We start from the raw sequence: 15,616 nt of genomic DNA, 5'->3' as shown, positions 1-15,616 counted from the left end.
TGTTAAAGTTCTTACTTGCGCGGACGGTGGTTCGCACAAACGGGTGGTGGCGCAGCTTGGTAGCGCACTTGACTGGGGGTCAAGGGGTCGCTGGTTCGAATCCAGTCCACCCGACCAATAATGAGCAGGCCGCACGGGGTATTTTCCCGTGCGGCCTTTTCTGTTGGTAGGTCTCTCCGCCAGTCATTTACACTTGTCTCCAGTAAACCCGCCGGCCTCTCGCAGAAGCTCAACTGGCGGGTCTTTGTTTTCAATGCGCCACGCGACTGCACTTCGGTAACTTCGAGAGGCCACAAGATGATTTGTCGCAACGACTACGGCTAACTCCTGCGTCCTTCCCTACCCGATGATGCGCAAAACTACGCACGGCTCTTCGACTAGGTCGATTCCGAAGTTGCTCGACTTACGGGTAGCGCTCTGCACTACGATTGCGACGAGGTTGTCTCGTTCTTTCTCGCCAACATCGACGACGAAACCAGACGTGACTTTCTGCTTTTTGACCCCACGTCCCGCATCATCGGCGAATCCGTCATCAACGAAATCGATTCCAAGCTCCGCTCCGCCAATTTCCGTATCGCGATATTTTACCCAGGTTCACTTGGATGCGGAATCGGTTCGTGGGCAATCGAGCAGACCGCGGTTTGCCTTCAGCGAGATTGGCCTACACCAGCTTTCCCTTGACGTCTTCAGCTTCAATCCTCGCGCAAATCGTGCGTATGAGAAAGCGGGGTTCGTTCGTGAAGGCGCATTGAGGGACGCCGTCATTGACTCAGCGACTGGCAGCTACGGCGACGACATCCTGATGTCAATCCTGGAGAGCGAGTGGAGAGAGCATCGCTGAGCCTTGCTAGGCCGGCGCTCCTCTCGTAGCCGAATTACGCACGACTGCGATTAAGGTTTGTGGATTGCTGGGCTTTTGTCGTTCTCGCCTTCAACCGTGCGTAATTCCGCCGAGAAGTACGTCGCCAAACGGCGCAGCAAGTGCCACCACGCACGCATCGCCTACGCGCGCAGGCCCGCACGCCGCATGAGCGCAAACATCACGCCAACTGTGACCACGGTCCCCACGGCCGCAAACGCGCCGCCCACAAGGCCAACGGCACCCACGCCAAGCTGCGTGACCGTGACGCCACCAATGGCCGACCCCGCGCCAATTCCGAGGTTGAAGAGCCCAGAGTAGATTGACATCGCCACCGACGCCTGGTCCTTCTCGGTAATGTGGATGAGAATCGATTGGAACGCAACGCAGAAGCCCATCTCGGCGGCACCCCACACCACCAGCACGGCCACGGTAACACCCAGGCTCGAGGCCGCAGGCAGAAGCGCCAGCAGCGCGAGCGTCTCCCCCACCAGCGTTGCGGCAATGAATCCCTTCTTGTGGCCGTCATAAAAGCGCGAGAAGAGATAGCTCCCTAGAAGGCCCGCGCAGCCAATGACCACGAGCGCCGCGGTAACCTCGGAGGCACCCAGCGCAACCGTCTGCGCGAGGAACGGCTCTACGTAGCTGTAGGCAACGTACTGGCCAGTGGCGATGAACACAATCGCCACGTACAGCGCGACCAGCGGGCCGTTACGGAAGAGCTCCGGAAGTTTGTCCAGCGTGAACTTCTCGCCCGCGCTCATCGGCGGGAAGACCACGGCGAGATACACCAGGGTCACAAGCGCCACAACCCCCACCACAACGAAGGTCATGCGCCACCCAACCATGAGCCCAATGGCGCGTCCCATGGGCATGCCAAAGATCTGCGCGATGGAGCTTCCCGTGGCCACGATGCCCATCGCCGTCGAGGAGTGGCGCGGGCTCACCACGCGCGCAGCGACAACCATGACGACAGACCAAAAGACCGCATGCGCCGTGGCAACCACGAGCCTCGAGCAAACGAGCAGCAGGTAGGTGGGTGCAATGGCCGAGAGGAACTGACCCGTTGTAAAGATGGCGATAAGTCCCAGCAGCAGTCGGCGAAAGTCAAAGCGCGACGCAAAGACCATGAGCGGCAGCGAGAGAACCATGACGCCCCACGCGTAGACAGAAATCATGATGCCCGTCTGCGCCTCGGTGAGCGAGAAGGTCTGTCCGATGTCACTGAGAAGGCCAATGGGGATGAACTCGGAGGTGTTGAAGATAAAAGCAGAAACCGCCAGGCCGGCAAGCGCAAGCCATTGGCCACGTGTGATCTTGTCGGTTGTCTCCTGCGCCTTGCTGCGTGAACCCACGGTACTACCAGCCCTTCGAGCCTTGAGGCCGCCCTTGGTTTTCTTGTTTGCAAGTCCCCTAGTATGGGGGATTGCGCGGGTTAGCGCGGCGTTGGCTGTCGGCTGAGCAAAACGGCCACATGTGCTCGAGGTTGGGAGCCGGGCAGGTGGGCAGTGAAGCCGGGCGGGCCAGCCGGGCCGGGCGGCTGGTGCTAACGAGAACAATTTCGACAGAAATCAGCCGGCGAGGGCGGGAAAATGTCGAATTTGTTCTCAGCAGCAACAGCGGGCAGCTGGGACCGCCGGCGGGCCAGCGGGCCAGCACCGGCGGGGCCGTCGCCTGGACCAAACCCCGGACGCGCCCCCTACGCGAGCAGCAGTTCCAGCGCAAACACCACGCCGCAGCATCCAGCCGCAACGTGCGGGAGGCTCGCCCCAAACCACGCGGCCACAACGCCTACGACCAGCGCCGCCGCACCGGCAAGCGGTGAATCCGTCGCAGAGAGGATCGCCGGGAAGGTCATTACGGCAAGCGTCACGTACGGCACGTAGTAGAGAAACGACCGCAGGAACCGGTTGGAGATCGGCCGCCGGATGAGCGTGAGCGGCAAGATCCTGGTCCCCAGCGTGACCGCCGACATCACCACAAGGTAGGCAACGATGCTAGGCCGCACGGCAGGCATCCCCCTCTGGAGCAGGAACCGCAATCGCGGGGTCCGCGGCGCCCGCGTTCTCGCTGCCGCCGTCCCGCTCGTCCACCGGGAAGAGCGCCGCCGCAAGCGCCGAGAGCGCCACGGTGAGGATGATGGTGCGCGTGCCCTCGGAGACTCCCGGGAGCAGCGGTGCCCAGGCAAACAAAGCGCTGGTAGCAAAGCCGGCCAGCACCAGTCCCGCAATCACGCGACTCTTGCGCGCCGGCGGAATGATGATGGCAAGGAACATCCCAAAGAGCGCAACGGAAAGCGCACTCGCGATGCGCTCGGGCAGCACGCTGCCGGCAATCACGCCCGCCATGCCGCCAAACGCCCATCCGGGAAGCGCCACCACCATGGCGCCATAGCTGTAGTACGGGTCGGCCACGCCCGGCCGCGCAATCGCGATGCCAAAGAGCTCGTCGGTGAGGTCAAAACCCACAAGCACGCGATGGATGAGCGGCGTCTTGGGCGAGAAGCGCTGTGCCATCGAGCAGCTCATAAGCAGATAGCGCGCATTAGCTACAAGCATCACCACGGCCATCTCGAGGAGCGACCCGCCTGCGCCAATCACGGCAAAGCCGGCGTACTCCCCTGCCGACGCGTTGTTGAAGAGACTCGCAAAGAAGCCCTGAACCGCATCGAGCCCCACCTTGCGGGCGGCGATTCCTAGCGAGAACGAGACGGCCAGGTATCCCAGGGCAATGGGGACGCCGTCGCGAACACCCTCGCGCAGCGCCTCGCCATGGCGGGCGAGAAGCCCCGCCCCACGGTGAGCCCGACGCTCGCCACTCGCAAGCGCGCCCGTGGCAAACGCGTTTCTCGTCTCTGCAAACTCCACAAGAATCACCCGCCAAACCTGCTCGAACTTCTCCGCTCAAAGCGTTCTGAGCACATTAAGCAACAGATTTAGTTATTAGTAAAACGAATGATTCTAATTAGTTGAGTAGCTATACTAATAGCCAGAAACCCGAGGAAGCAACTGAAGAAAGGGCCGCACATGCCTCAGCAGCCGGACGCACAGGCACGCTACTCTCGCTACTCAGTCTTTGTCGACGTTGTCGAGGAGGGCAGCTTCACCAAGGTCGCCAACCGCATTGGCTACACGCAGAGCGCCGTCTCGCAGACGGTCAAGGCCCTGGAGCGCGAGCTTGGGTGCACGCTTGTGGAGCGCAGCCGCGACGGCGTCACCCTCACCAAGGACGGGCAGCAGTTCATGCCCTACCTGCAGGCGGTTGCTCGCGACGAGCGGGCGCTTGCCGAGAAGCAGCGCGAGGTCCAGGGCCTGGGGCGCGCCTCCATCACGATTGGCACCTTCACCAGCGTGAGCAGGAACCTTCTCCCCCGCCCCATGCTCGACTTCAGGCGCCTGTACCCCTCCGTCCGCTTCAACCTGCGCCAGAGCGAGTACACCTCGATTGCGGAGTGGGTGCGCAATGGGGAGTGCGACCTGGGCTTCACCAACCTTGCGGACGCCGAGTCCGCGGGTCTGGAGTCCCACTCGTTTGGCCCCGACCGCATGATGGCCGTGGTGCCTCCCGAAAACCCGCTTGCCGAGAAGGACGAGCTCACGCTTGCCGACCTCGCCACACAGCCGTTCATCCTCCTGGACGAGGGCCGCGAGTCAGTGACGCTCCACGCGTTTGAGCAGGAGGGTCTCTCGCCACGCGTGTGCTACGAGGTCACGGACGACTACTCGATCCTTGCCATGGTGCGCCAGGGGCTGGGCGTCACGATTCTCTACGAGATGATGCTCGTGGGCTTTGAGTCCGGCGTGGTGGTGCGGCCCATCCGCGAGGAGCCGCGGCGCACCATCACGCTGGGCTGGCGCAACTCTGCCACGCTGCCGCTGGCGGCGCGACGCTTTGCGGAGTACCTCATCCGCGAGCTGGGGTAGCCGCGCCGCGGGCTGGGGTGGGGCCGGCAAGCACGCCCCCTGGCGCCCGCGCGTTCGTTGTTACCGGCCCGGCTTTGCTCGCGAGCGTCCCTACTCCCCCGGCACGTCCCAGGCAAGGCTCACGGAGCCCACGCCCAGGTGCAGCGAGACAACCGGCCCGCCGTCGCGCACCGAGACCTCCGCCTGCGGAAGCCTGCGCCGAATGCAGTCGACAACGGCGCCCGTGGTCTCGGAGGTGCCGTATCCCGTCACGATGAGAAGCCCGTCGCGCGCGCCCTCGGGCACCTGCTTCACCAGCGACCTCGCCACGGCCGTGGTGCCGTGCGCCACGTCGACGTCGCGAATGCCGCCCTGGTCAAGCGTCATGATGAGGTAGCGGTCAAGCTTGCCGGCAACGGCGCGCCGTGTGGCGCCCAGACGCCCGGAGCGCTTGAGCACGTCGAGGCGGGGAACGGTGAAGACGATCCCCTGGCGCGCGCGGGCGCCCTCGAGCTGCGAGACAGTCTCCTCGAGCGTCGCGCCGCCCACAATGAGCCGCCGCGCCCGCTGGATGAGAAAGTCCAACCCGCCCGAGGTGGTCCACGAGTCGAGCAGCGCTATTCTCTCGCCATCGAACCCCTCGGCAACAAGCTGTGAGCGCGCCTCCTTGGCGCTCCGGTACGTGCCCGAGAGCCTCGACGACATGGTGATGCACAGCACGTCGGAGCCGCCCTCGAGGAGGCGCCGGAAGGCCTTGGCCCACGCGGACTGGAAGACCGCCTCGGTGCCCAGAATCTTGGCATTGCGGTAGAGCGTGTCGTAGTCGTCGTTCTCGCCCTCGTAAACCTCAGCGCGGCGGACGCCATCCACCTGGTAGTGCATCGAGACGAGCGTGCATCCAACCGCCGCGGCCTCGGCCCGCTTGAGCGGGGCAGAGCTGTCGCACACGATACCTATGGGTCTAACGGGCGTATCCTCACTCATGCGTCGAACCTCCCCATCCGACGGAACCTCTCATAGCGCGCCTCGACAAGCTCCCGGGCGTCCTTGCCCTCGAGCTGGGCAAGCTCCTCGCGAACCCTGGCGGCAAGGCGGGCGGCAAACTCGGGCGTTCCCAGGCCGGCCGCGTCGATCTCCCCGTCGACAATACCAAGCCGCTCCAGCGTAGGCGCCGTGATGCCCAGCGCCTCGGCGGCCTCGCCCGCGCGCTTGGGCGTCTTCCAGAGGATGGAGGCACAGGCCTCGGGGCTCACCACGGAGTACACGGCATCCGAGAGCATGAGCACGCGGTCGGCCGTTGCCAGCGCAATCGCCCCGCCAGAGCCGCCCTCGCCCATGATGACACTTACCTCGGGCACGCGCAGCCCGCTCATGGCCATGATGTCGTCGGCGATGGCGGCGCCCTGGCCGCGCTCCTCGGCCTCCATGCCAGGATAGGCCCCCGACGTGTCCACCAGACACACCACGGGCCGGCCGAACTTCTCGGCCTGCCTCATGAGGCGCAGCGCCTTGCGGTAGCCCTCGGGCTCCGGCGAGCCAAAGTTTCTGGCCACGCGCTCCTTGGTGGTGCGACCACGGTCCGTGCAGATGACGGTCACAGGACGCCTGCCGAGAAGGGCTATGCCTCCCACAACGGCGGGGTCCTCGCCAAAGAGGTGGTCGCCGTGGAGCTCGACAAAGCCAGAGAAGGCCTGCTCGGCCACAGTGGGAACGCTCGCGCGGTTGGTGTCGCGCACGCGGCGCACAAGGTCGTAGGGCGTGACGGAGGAAGCGTCGATGGCGGCCTGGGGGTGACGGGGCGCCGGCCAGCGGGGCTCGTCCGGAAACGCCGCCAGGCAGCGCGGCGCCTCGTGCGAAGCGTCTGCCAGCGCCGCACGGTCGTGAAGAAAGAGCAGGTAGGCCAGGGTTGACGGCAGCTCGGCGCGCTTGACGACCATGTCCACAAAGCCGTGGTCGAGAAGGAACTCGGCCCTCTGGAACCCGGCGGGCAGGCGCTTGTGCGTGGTCTGCTCGACCACGCGCGGGCCGGCAAAGGCAACAAGGGCGTCGGGCTCCGCCAGGCAGATGTCAGCCTCCATGGCAAAGCTCGCCGTGACGCCGCCGGTGGTGGGGTCGGTGAGCACGGCAATGTAGAGCAGGCCGGCATTGCCGTGGCGGCGCACGGCATTGGTGACCTTGGCCATCTGCATGAGCGAGGTCACGCCCTCCTGCATGCGCGCGCCCCCGGAGACCGTGAAGCCAACGACGGGCAGTCCCGCCTTGGTGGCCCGCTCGAAGCAGCGTGTGATCTTCTCGCCCACGGCGCTTCCCATGGACCCCATCATGAAGGCCGAGTTCATCACAAAGAGTGCGCAGCGCTCGCCGCCGATGGTAGCCTCGCCGCACACCACGGCCTCGCGCTCGTGCGAGGCTGCCTCGGCGGCAGAGAGCTTCTCCTGGTAGCCGGGGAAGTCAAGCACGTCGCGGGGCGCCAACTCGGCGTCCCACTCCACAAAGCTCCCCGCGTCCACGGAAAGCTTGATGCGCCGCCTTGCCGAGAGGCGCATGTGGTGCCCACAGCGCGGGCACACGTCTAGGTTGTGCGAGAGCTCCTCTGCCTCCACCACGTGGCGGCAGTGCGGGCAGCGCACCAGCACCATGCGGGCGGGCACGTCTATGGGGACCTCGGTGACCGGGCCCTCGAGCTCGTTTTCGCTCTTGTCGCGCGTGCTACTCATAGAGGTGCTCCATCAGGTTGGTGTGGTAGTTCCCGGAGAGGAACTCCTCGTTGGAGAGGATGTCCAGCTGGAGGTCGGCGTTGCACTCAACGCCGTCGATCACGAGCTCGCCCAGGGCCGAGCGCATCTTGCGAATGGCCTCCTCGCGCGTGGGGCTGTACACCACGAGCTTGCCGAGAAGCGAGTCGTAGTAGGGCGGCACGACGCACCCCACGTAGAGCGCGGAGTCAAAGCGCACCCACGGTCCGTTGGGGACGTGGAGCATCGTGATGCCGCCGCACGACGGCATGAAGTCGGCCGTCTCAGCGTTGATGCGGCACTCGATGGCGTGCCCGGTCACACGCACGTCCTCCTGCGTGGAGTCAAGCGGCACGCCCGCCGCCACGCGGAGCTGCCACTTGACCAGGTCCCTGCCCGTCACGAACTCCGTGACGGGGTGCTCTACCTGCAGACGGGTGTTCATCTCCATGAACCAGAAGTTTCCACTGTCATCGAGCAGGAACTCTATTGTGCCGAGGCCCTCGTAGCCAACGGAACGGGCAAGATCGCGGGCGCAGGCCTCCATGTGCAGGCGCACGTCCTCCGTGAGGGCCGGGCACGGGCTGGGGCTCTCTTCCAGGAGCTTCTGGTTCCTGCGCTGCACCGAGCACTCGCGCTCGCCGAGCGAGAGCACGTTGCCAAACTTGTCGCCAATGACCTGCACCTCGACGTGGTGTGCGGGAGAGACGAACTTCTCCATGTAGCACTTGCCATCGCCAAAGGCGGCCTCGGCCTCGGCGCTTGCCGTCTCGAACGCGGCAGGTGCGTCCTCGGGGCGCTCGACCTTGCGGATGCCGCGACCGCCGCCGCCCGCGCGCGCCTTCACCAGCACGGGGCAGCCGATCCTCTCGGCCTCCTCGCGTGCCTGGTCGGCGGACTCAAGAAGGTCGCAGCCGGGCACCACGGGCACGCCCGCGGCCCTGGCGGTGCGGCGCGCCTCGTCCTTGTCGCCCATGCGCCGCATGACCTCGGGCGAGGGGCCGACAAACACCAGGCCGTGGTCGTTGCACTCCTGCGCGAACTCCACGTTCTCGGAGAGGAAGCCATAGCCGGGGTGGATCGCGGAGGCGCCCGACGCAAGCGCCACCGTGAGGATGGCATCAGTGTTGAGGTAGGACTCGCTGGCGCGTGGGCCGCCAATGCAGTAGGCCTCGTCGGCAAGCGTGGCGTGCAGGGCCTCGCTGTCGGCCGTTGAGTACACGGCAACGGTCTTGACGCCCATCTCCTTGCAGGCGCGGATCACGCGGACGGCGACTTCTCCCCTGTTTGCGATGAGGACCTTCTGGAACATGGGCCATCAGTCCTTCTCGGGAACCAGCGCGAACGACATGTCGGCGACGCAGCAGACGGTCTGGCCGACCTTCGCCACCCCATGGGCAAAGTGGAACATGCCGTGGGAGCGCGTGATCTGGCAGGTAAGCTCGACGGTGTCGCCGGGGCGCACGGGGTGCTTGAAGCGCACCTTGTCGAGGCTCGTGTAGTAGGGCGTGGCATTCTTGGACGCGCCGCCCTGGGCGAGAAGCACGCAGCAGTTCTGGGCGAGCATCTCGCAGAGGATCACGCCCGGCACCACGGGGTTGCCGGGAAAGTGCCCCTGCACGAAGAACTCCTCGCCCGTCACGTGGGTGTGGCCCACGGCATAGCCGTCAACCAGCTCGCAGTCGTCGATGAGCAGCATGGGCGGGCGGTGCGGGAGAATGCCCTCGATCTCTTCCCTGTTCATCTCGTGCCTCCTAGTAGATCTTCATGAGGACGCAGTTGTACTCGACGAGCTCGCCGTCGCTCACGCAGATGTCAACAACCTCGCCGTCTGCCTCGGCGGTCACCTCGTTCATGGCCTTCATGGCCTCGATCACGCAAAGCGTGTCGCCCTTCTTGACCTTGGAGCCAACGCGCACGAAGGGCTCGGCACCCGGCGCGGAAGCCGCGTAGAAGACGCCCACCATGGGCGCGCGCACGGCGATGACCTTGGTCATGTCGAGGGGCTTCTCGGCGTCTGCGGCGCCGGTATCTGTGGTGCTGGCGTCTGCGGGGGCGTCCGCAGGGGCGTCTGCGGGCGCGGGCGCAACGACCTCGCCCGCCTCCTCGGCAGGCGCCGGGACGGCAGGCGCGGCAGGTGCCAGCGCAGGTGCCGCCAGCGGTACCGGGGCGGCCGTTGCCACGGGGACCGGGAACGCCTCGGGGCGCTCCATCTCGATGGAGGAGTCGCCCTCCTCGATGCGAATGCGTGCCAGTCCGCGCTGCTGCATCACCTGCGCGAGCGCGTCCACGCGAGAACTGCTGGTATCCATCCCTACTCCCCCTCGTAGCGGCGAAGCACGACCACGGCGTTGTGACCGCCAAAGCCCAGCGACGTGGACATGGCCCACCTGCCGTCGAACGGAACGGAGTGGCCCGGCGTGTAGTCGAGGTCGCAGTCGGCGTCGGGCTCCGCAAGGCCGATGGTTGGCGGGATAACCGAGTCGCGCAGCGCGCAGGCGCAGGCCATGGCCTCGACGGCGCCAGTTGCGCCCAGCATGTGGCCGGTCATCGACTTTGTGGACGAGACGTGCGCGGCATGCGCGGCCTTCTCGCCCAGCGCCCGCTTGATGCCCATGGTCTCGGTCTTGTCGTTGAGCTTGGTTGAGGTGCCGTGCGCGTTGATGTAGAGGCCCTCGGCCGGGTCCATGCCGGACTCGGCAACGGCCTGCTTGATGGCGCGCGTGATGCCGCCGGCTGTGGGGTCGGGGCTGGTGATGTGGTACGCGTCGGCGGTGTTGCCGTAGCCGCAGACCTCGGCCACGATGTTTGCGCCGCGCGCGAGGGCGTGCTCCAGCTCCTCGAGCACCAGGATGCAGGCGCCCTCGCCCATCACAAAGCCGTCGCGGTTGGCGTCGAAGGGACGGCAGGCCGTTGCGGGGTCGGGATTGGTAGTGAGGGCGCGGCAGTTGGTGAAGCCGGCGATGGAGACCGGCACGATGGCCGCCTCGGTGCCGCCGGCGAGAATGGCGTCGGCATAGCCAAAGCGGATGGCTCGGTACGCCTCGCCGATGGCGTTGGTGCTGGTGGCGCATGCCGTGACAACGGGAAGCGTGGGACCAAGGGCGTGGTGGCGAATGGACACCTGCCCGGCCGCCATGTTCGCGATCATCATGGGCACGAAGAACGGCGAGACCTTGCGTGCGCCGGCGTCGTTGTAGCGCGTGACCTGCGCCTCGGTGGTGCCAATGCCGCCAACGCCAGAGCCCACGTAGACGCCCAGGCGCTCGGGGTCGATGGCACCCTCGGCGTCGAGCGCCGAGGACTTCATGGCCTCGTCCGAGGCGACGAGCGCAAACTGGACGTTGCGGTCGTTGTGGAGCGTGTCGGGCTTGCCGAGCGCCGCGACCGGGTCGAAGTCCTTGACCTCGGCCGCCACGGTCACGCGGAAGCCGGTGGTGTCGAAGGCCGTGATGGTGCCGATGCCGTTCTTGCCCGCAACGAGGGCGTCCCAGCTCTCCTCGGCCGTATTGCCCACGGGGGTGATGGCCCCCATGCCTGTGATGACTACCCTGCGATCCATCTTTCCCCCTTCTGGCGTGCGGCCCCGCCGCAGCCCAAGCCAAGCGAGCAGCAGGCAAAGCCTACATGCAGAGCCCGCCGTCAATGCGAATGACCTCGCCCGTCACGTAGCTTGCGGCGTCGGAGACGAGAAACGCCACCACGCCGGCGACCTCCTCGGCGGAGCCGAGCCTGCCCAGCGGGATGCGGGCGGCATAGGCATCGCGCGCCTCCTGGGGGAGCTTCTCCGTCATGTCCGTCTCGATGAAGCCGGGTGCCACGGCGTTCGCGGTGACGCCGCGGCCGGCGAGTTCCTGGGCGACCGACTTGGTGAGACCTACCACGCCTGCCTTGGAGGCGGCATAGTTTACCTGGCCCGCATTGCCGTGCAGGCCCACGACCGAGCTCACGTTCACAATGCGTCCGCCGCGCTGGCGCACGAAGTTTCGCGCGAGGGCGCGCACCATGTTGAAGGTGCCCTTGAGGTTCACGTCGAGCACGCGGTCGAAGTCCTCGTCGCGCATGCGGGCGAAGAGCCCGTCGCGCGTGATGCCGGCGCTGTTCACGAGCGCCCACACGGGACCAAAGTCCTTGGTGACCTGTGCCACCGTTGCCTTGACGGCATCCGCGTCCGCAACGTCGCAGCGGTAGGCCGCGGCACGCGCGCCCAGCCCCTCGAGAGCGTGCACGCAGCTCTCGGCGGCCTCCTGGTTGCCCGCGTAGATGATGGCCACGTCAAAGCCGTCGCGCGCGAGCCTCTCGGCGCAGGCGTGTCCGATGCCGCGCGAGCCTCCGGTGACAAGCGCGACGCGGCGGGCGGCCTCCTCGCCGGTTCCTGCGGTCTTCTCAGCCATGACTACGCCTCCTCAAGGGCTCGAACAACGTCTTCGAGCTGGTCGGGGTTCTCGACGTTGTAGGTGGTCACGCCCTCGAGCGTGCGCTTCACGAGGCCCGTGAGCGTGTGGCCGGGCCCAACCTCCACGAAGGTGTCGATGCCTGCGGCCTGCATGCCGAGAAGCTCGTCCACCCAGCGGACAGGGTGGGAGACCTGCGCCGAGAGGGTCCGGGCAACCTCTGCGGGCACGTCCCCGTAGGGCGCACCGGTGAGGTTCGCCCAGGTGGGAAGCACCGGTACCTGCGGCGGGTTTGCCGTTAGGTAGGCGGCGAGGCCGTCCGTTGCCGCAGCCATGTACGGGCTGTGGAATGCGCCGGAGACAGCGACCGCCATAGAGCGGCCGTGTGCCTCGCGCACCAGGGCGTCGAGCTTCTCGCACGCCTCGGGCGAGCCTGCGACCACGGTCTGCAGCGGGCTGTTGTAGTTCACCGGCCAGGCCTCGCCGGCCTTGGCGGCCAGCTCCTCCACGGTTGCCGCGTCGAGCTTGAGCACGGCGCGCATGGCGCCGGGGTGATCCTCGCAGCAGGCGGTCATGAGGCGGGCGCGCTCCGAGACCAGGCGCGTTGCCGCAACCGTGTCGAACGCCCCCGCAAACGCCAGCGCGGCGACCTCGCCGAGCGAGTGGCCCGCAACGGCCGCCGGAACAACGCCGCGCTCGCGCAGCGCGCAGGCGCACGCAAGGTCGACGGCAAAGACGCAGGGCTGCGTGTTTATGGTGAGCGAGAGCTCCTCTTTGGTGCCCGAGAAGCACTGCTCGCGCGTGCCGGGGCGGACCTCCTCCACCGCGTCAAAGACGGCGCGGGCAGCGGGGCTTGCCTCGTAAAGCGCCTGCCCCATGCCGGGCTTCTGCGAGCCCTGGCCGGCGAAGAGGAAGGCTACGTTGGTGCGCGCTGCCGCGCCTGCGGTGTCTACGCGATCCATCTGGTTGCCTCCCCCAGGCACTTCTCGGCACCACTCATGAGGTCGTCGACAATCTCTTGCGCCGTCTGCTCCTCGTGGACCATCGCGGCCACCTCGCCGGCCATGAAGGAGCCCTCCTCGTAGTTGCCGTCCTTGGTAGCCTTGCGGAGAGACCCGGCGCCAAACTTGCCCAGCTCCTCCGGGGTCGCGCCGGCGCGCTCGCGGCGGGCGAACTCCTGCGAGAAGGGCGTCTTGAGGCAGCGCACGGCACCATTCATGCTGCGGCCGGTCACGATGGTCGAGAGGTCCTTGGCCTTGATGATGCGGTCCTTGTACTCCTGGCTCACGGTGCACTCGCGCGCCACCAGGAAGCGAGTCCCCACCTGCACGCCAAGCGCACCCAGCATGAAGGCCGCGGCAACCTGGCGACCGTCGGCAATGCCGCCGGCGGCGAGGACCGGCACCTTGACGGCGTCGACCACCTGCGGGACGAGGACCATCGTCGAGAGATCACCAATGTGGCCGCCGGACTCGCCGCCCTCGGCCACAAGCGCATCGGCGCCGGCACGCTCGAGCAGGCGGGCGAGCGCCACGGAGGAGACCACGGGGATAACCTTCACGCCCGCGGCCTTCCAATCGGCCATGTACTTGCTGGGGTTGCCGGCGCCCGTCGCCACGACGGGAACGCGCTCCTCGGCCACGACCTTGGCGACGTCCGCCGCGAAGGGGCTCTGGAGCATCACGTTGACGCCGAAGGGCTTCTCCGTGCGCTCGCGGCACTCGCGGATCTGGTCGCGGACCCAGTCGGGACCGGCATTCATCGCCGAGATGATGCCGAGGCCGCCGGCCTCGGAGACGGCGGCGGCGAGACTTGCGTCTGCGATCCACGCCATGCCGCCCTGGAAGATGGGCTTCTCGATGCCCACCAGGTCGCAGAGGGGTGTCTTGATCATGTGAGGTTGGTCCTTAGTCTTGGCGCCGGCTGCTCCCGGCTCTCGTCTTGGCGCCGGCTGGCTCCGGCGGCCCTGCGTTCCTCCCGCGCTTTCGCGGCCGTGCTACTTGTCGAGAAGGCCATCGACGAGGTCGACAAACTCGCCGACGGTCTTGGGGTTGGCCTCGGGGTCGATCTCGATGCCAAACTCGTCCTCGCAGGCCATGACGGCCTCGACGGTGGCCATGGAGTCAAGGCCGACCTCAGCGAGGTTGGTGTCGCGGGTGAGCTCGACGTCGTCCAGACCCTCCTGGTCCTTGAGAATGGCGACAACGCGATCGAAAGTGGACTCTGCCATGGTTCTTCTCCTTCTTCTGGCGCCGGGTCCCGGCGCGGACGAGGGCGCCTGGCGACGCCCGGGATACCTTGGGTGGCCGTCGCGCGACATGCGGCGGCGCTGGCAATGCTGGCGAGAAAGGCTAGCTTGGGCCCGCCTCCCAGCGCACGAGGGTCGAGGCAACGTCGAGGCCGGCGCCAAAGCCAACGAGGGCCACGAGCTCGCCGGGGGCAAGCTCGCCTGCGCGGCTCATGACGTCGAGCGCAAGCGGGATGCAGGCGCTCGAGACGTTGCCGGTGGTGGCGATGTTCACGGCCACGCGAGAGCGGTCGAGGCCAAGGTGAGTGCAGACGGCCTCGATGATGCGCTCGTTTGCCTGGTGGAGCACGAAGTGGTCGATGTCCGAGAGGGCGACGCCCGTCTCGGCAGCCATGTCGCGAAGCTCGCGGGAGACCTCGGTGACGGCAAAGCGGTAGACGCTCCGGCCCTTCATCGAGAGCGCGCTGGGCTTGGCGGCGTCACGCGTGAGGTCGAAGGGGCTCGTCCCCACGACGCCGGGCACGTCCAGCGCGGCGACGTTGGGGATGGTGCGCAGGCGCGTCCAGAGCGGGCTTGCGCCGCCCGCCTCGACAACCACGGCTGCAGCAGCGTCTCCAAAGAGCACGCAGGTAGAGCGGTCGGTCCAGTCCATGATGCGCGAGCACTTCTCGGCAGAGAGCACAAGCGCGCGCCTGGCGCGGCCGCGCTCGAGGTAGCCGTCGGCGACGTCGAGCGCGAAGACAAAGCCCGAGCACGCGGCTGAGACGTCGAACGCGGGGCAGCTGGCGCCCAGGCGCTCGGCGACGGCGCAGGCCTCGGCGGGCATGAGGTGGTCGGCCGTTGTGGTGGAGCAGACAATGAGGTCAAGGTCGCCGGCCTCGATCCCGGCGGACGCGAGGGCGCGAAGGGAGGCCTGCTCGGCGAGGTCGTCGAGCGACTCGGTGGTGCAGACGCGGCGCTCGCGGATGCCGGTGCGCGTGCGAATCCACTCGTCGCTGGTATCCAGGAAGGCGGAGAGCTCGTCGTTGGTGACGCTGCGCGCAGGCAGGGCAGAGCCCGTGCCGATGATGGTGTAGGACACTAGGCAACGCCGCCCTTCTCGGCCATGATCTTCTCGAGCTCCTCGCGCTGGGCCTGCTGCGCCTCGGCGTAGAAGCGCTCGAGGCGGCGGATGCCGTCGAGAAGCACCTGGCGCTCGGGGATCGTAAGGCCGAGCGAGACCTCCTCGGACATGTGACGGTTGAAGACCGCGTGGAGCCTGAAGACGCGCTCGCCGCGGCGGGTGAGGCTCACGTTGACGCAGCGTGCGTCCTTGGGGTCGCGCACCTTCATCACGTAGCCCTTGCGCACGAGCCTGTTCACGGCGGTTGTGGCCGAGGGAACCTTGATGTCGAGCGCGCGGGCGATATCCGAGACGGTTATGGTCTTCTCGGTGTGGAAGGTCGTGCGGCCCACGACCTCGACGAGGTTGAGCTCGG

The 15,616-nt window shown here is 66.8% G+C and carries 16 protein-coding genes and 1 tRNA gene; 2 read left to right on the top strand and 15 right to left on the bottom strand.

What is annotated here, in order from left to right:
- The first annotated feature begins 40 nt into the window (after positions 1-40).
- Positions 41-117 (top strand) — tRNA-Pro (locus BMX94_RS09030).
- Between the two features lie 885 nt (positions 118-1,002).
- Here BMX94_RS09030 and BMX94_RS09020 read toward each other — a convergent pair.
- From BMX94_RS09020 to BMX94_RS09010, 3 genes are all read right to left on the bottom strand, one after another.
- Positions 1,003-2,214 (bottom strand): MFS transporter, encoded by a 1,212-nt coding sequence (locus tag BMX94_RS09020; RefSeq protein WP_177171400.1) that lies wholly within the window; start codon positions 2,212-2,214, stop codon positions 1,003-1,005.
- A 344-nt stretch (positions 2,215-2,558) separates the two neighbouring features.
- Positions 2,559-2,867 carry an AzlD domain-containing protein gene (locus BMX94_RS09015; protein WP_286160070.1) on the bottom strand — a complete coding sequence of 103 codons (309 nt, stop codon included), beginning with the start codon at positions 2,865-2,867 and terminating at the stop codon, positions 2,559-2,561.
- Positions 2,857-3,726: an AzlC family ABC transporter permease gene (locus BMX94_RS09010; protein ID WP_091005859.1), complete on the bottom strand. Its 870-nt coding sequence runs from the start codon at positions 3,724-3,726 to the stop codon at positions 2,857-2,859. The genes BMX94_RS09015 and BMX94_RS09010 overlap by 11 nt, the downstream gene beginning before the upstream one ends.
- Positions 3,727-3,885: 159 nt before the next feature.
- Here BMX94_RS09010 and BMX94_RS09005 point away from each other — a divergent pair, with 159 nt between their 5' ends.
- The gene (locus tag BMX94_RS09005) at positions 3,886-4,782 is read left to right on the top strand and encodes a LysR family transcriptional regulator (protein WP_091005767.1); all 897 of its coding nucleotides are present in this window, start codon (positions 3,886-3,888) and stop codon (positions 4,780-4,782) included.
- A 90-nt stretch (positions 4,783-4,872) separates the two neighbouring features.
- On the opposite strand, the gene BMX94_RS09000 is transcribed toward BMX94_RS09005, so the two are convergent.
- From BMX94_RS09000 to BMX94_RS08945, 12 genes are all read right to left on the bottom strand, one after another.
- The gene (locus BMX94_RS09000; RefSeq protein ID WP_091005765.1) at positions 4,873-5,745 is read right to left on the bottom strand and encodes a DegV family protein; all 873 of its coding nucleotides are present in this window, start codon (positions 5,743-5,745) and stop codon (positions 4,873-4,875) included.
- Positions 5,742-7,478 (bottom strand): acetyl-CoA carboxylase, carboxyltransferase subunit beta, encoded by a 1,737-nt coding sequence (gene accD / locus BMX94_RS08995; protein ID WP_091005763.1) that lies wholly within the window; start codon positions 7,476-7,478, stop codon positions 5,742-5,744. The genes BMX94_RS09000 and accD overlap by 4 nt, the downstream gene beginning before the upstream one ends.
- Positions 7,471-8,808, bottom strand: a complete 1,338-nt coding sequence (locus tag BMX94_RS08990; RefSeq protein ID WP_091005761.1) for an acetyl-CoA carboxylase biotin carboxylase subunit — start codon at positions 8,806-8,808, stop codon at positions 7,471-7,473. The genes accD and BMX94_RS08990 overlap by 8 nt, the downstream gene beginning before the upstream one ends.
- Before the next feature lie 6 nt (positions 8,809-8,814).
- Positions 8,815-9,240 carry a 3-hydroxyacyl-ACP dehydratase FabZ gene (gene fabZ / locus BMX94_RS08985; RefSeq protein WP_091005759.1) on the bottom strand — a complete coding sequence of 142 codons (426 nt, stop codon included), beginning with the start codon at positions 9,238-9,240 and terminating at the stop codon, positions 8,815-8,817.
- Positions 9,241-9,250: 10 nt separating this feature from the next.
- Positions 9,251-9,808 (bottom strand): acetyl-CoA carboxylase biotin carboxyl carrier protein, encoded by a 558-nt coding sequence (locus tag BMX94_RS08980; protein WP_091005757.1) that lies wholly within the window; start codon positions 9,806-9,808, stop codon positions 9,251-9,253.
- A 2-nt stretch (positions 9,809-9,810) separates the two neighbouring features.
- Entirely contained in the window at positions 9,811-11,058 is a 1,248-nt protein-coding gene (fabF, locus tag BMX94_RS08975) for a beta-ketoacyl-ACP synthase II (RefSeq protein WP_091005756.1), read from the bottom strand.
- Between the two features lie 61 nt (positions 11,059-11,119).
- Positions 11,120-11,890 carry a 3-oxoacyl-[acyl-carrier-protein] reductase gene (fabG, locus tag BMX94_RS08970; protein ID WP_091005754.1) on the bottom strand — a complete coding sequence of 257 codons (771 nt, stop codon included), beginning with the start codon at positions 11,888-11,890 and terminating at the stop codon, positions 11,120-11,122.
- 2 nt (positions 11,891-11,892) lie between these two features.
- On the bottom strand, positions 11,893-12,852 hold the full coding sequence (locus tag BMX94_RS08965; protein WP_091005752.1) for an ACP S-malonyltransferase: 960 nt from the start codon (positions 12,850-12,852) through the stop codon (positions 11,893-11,895).
- On the bottom strand, positions 12,840-13,784 hold the full coding sequence (locus BMX94_RS08960; RefSeq protein WP_091005750.1) for a nitronate monooxygenase: 945 nt from the start codon (positions 13,782-13,784) through the stop codon (positions 12,840-12,842). The genes BMX94_RS08965 and BMX94_RS08960 overlap by 13 nt, the downstream gene beginning before the upstream one ends.
- A gap of 102 nt (positions 13,785-13,886) precedes the next feature.
- Entirely contained in the window at positions 13,887-14,120 is a 234-nt protein-coding gene (locus tag BMX94_RS08955; RefSeq protein WP_091005748.1) for an acyl carrier protein, read from the bottom strand.
- A 121-nt stretch (positions 14,121-14,241) separates the two neighbouring features.
- Entirely contained in the window at positions 14,242-15,219 is a 978-nt protein-coding gene (locus BMX94_RS08950; protein WP_091005746.1) for a beta-ketoacyl-ACP synthase III, read from the bottom strand.
- On the bottom strand, positions 15,219-15,616 hold a 398-nt coding region (locus tag BMX94_RS08945; RefSeq protein WP_091005744.1), incomplete at its 5' end, for a MarR family winged helix-turn-helix transcriptional regulator. The genes BMX94_RS08945 and BMX94_RS08950, both read right to left, overlap by 1 nt.

Origin of the sequence: Olsenella sp. KH3B4 (assembly GCA_900111695.1) — a bacterium.
Lineage (GTDB): Bacteria > Actinomycetota > Coriobacteriia > Coriobacteriales > Atopobiaceae > Tractidigestivibacter.
This window is presented reverse-complemented; position numbering and strand designations above follow the sequence as displayed.

Excerpts from the sequence above, each read along its gene's own strand:
- BMX94_RS09005 (WP_091005767.1), top strand. The coding sequence starts at position 3,886 with ATGCCTCAGCAGCCGGACGCACAGGCACGCTACTCTCGCTACTCAGTC.
- BMX94_RS09000 (WP_091005765.1), bottom strand. The coding sequence starts at position 5,745 with ATGAGTGAGGATACGCCCGTTAGACCCATAGGTATCGTGTGCGACAGC.
- accD (WP_091005763.1), bottom strand. The coding sequence starts at position 7,478 with ATGAGTAGCACGCGCGACAAGAGCGAAAACGAGCTCGAGGGCCCGGTC.
- BMX94_RS08990 (WP_091005761.1), bottom strand. The coding sequence starts at position 8,808 with ATGTTCCAGAAGGTCCTCATCGCAAACAGGGGAGAAGTCGCCGTCCGC.
- fabZ (WP_091005759.1), bottom strand. The coding sequence starts at position 9,240 with ATGAACAGGGAAGAGATCGAGGGCATTCTCCCGCACCGCCCGCCCATG.
- BMX94_RS08980 (WP_091005757.1), bottom strand. The coding sequence starts at position 9,808 with ATGGATACCAGCAGTTCTCGCGTGGACGCGCTCGCGCAGGTGATGCAG.
- fabF (WP_091005756.1), bottom strand. The coding sequence starts at position 11,058 with ATGGATCGCAGGGTAGTCATCACAGGCATGGGGGCCATCACCCCCGTG.
- fabG (WP_091005754.1), bottom strand. The coding sequence starts at position 11,890 with ATGGCTGAGAAGACCGCAGGAACCGGCGAGGAGGCCGCCCGCCGCGTC.
- BMX94_RS08965 (WP_091005752.1), bottom strand. The coding sequence starts at position 12,852 with ATGGATCGCGTAGACACCGCAGGCGCGGCAGCGCGCACCAACGTAGCC.
- BMX94_RS08960 (WP_091005750.1), bottom strand. The coding sequence starts at position 13,784 with ATGATCAAGACACCCCTCTGCGACCTGGTGGGCATCGAGAAGCCCATC.
- BMX94_RS08955 (WP_091005748.1), bottom strand. The coding sequence starts at position 14,120 with ATGGCAGAGTCCACTTTCGATCGCGTTGTCGCCATTCTCAAGGACCAG.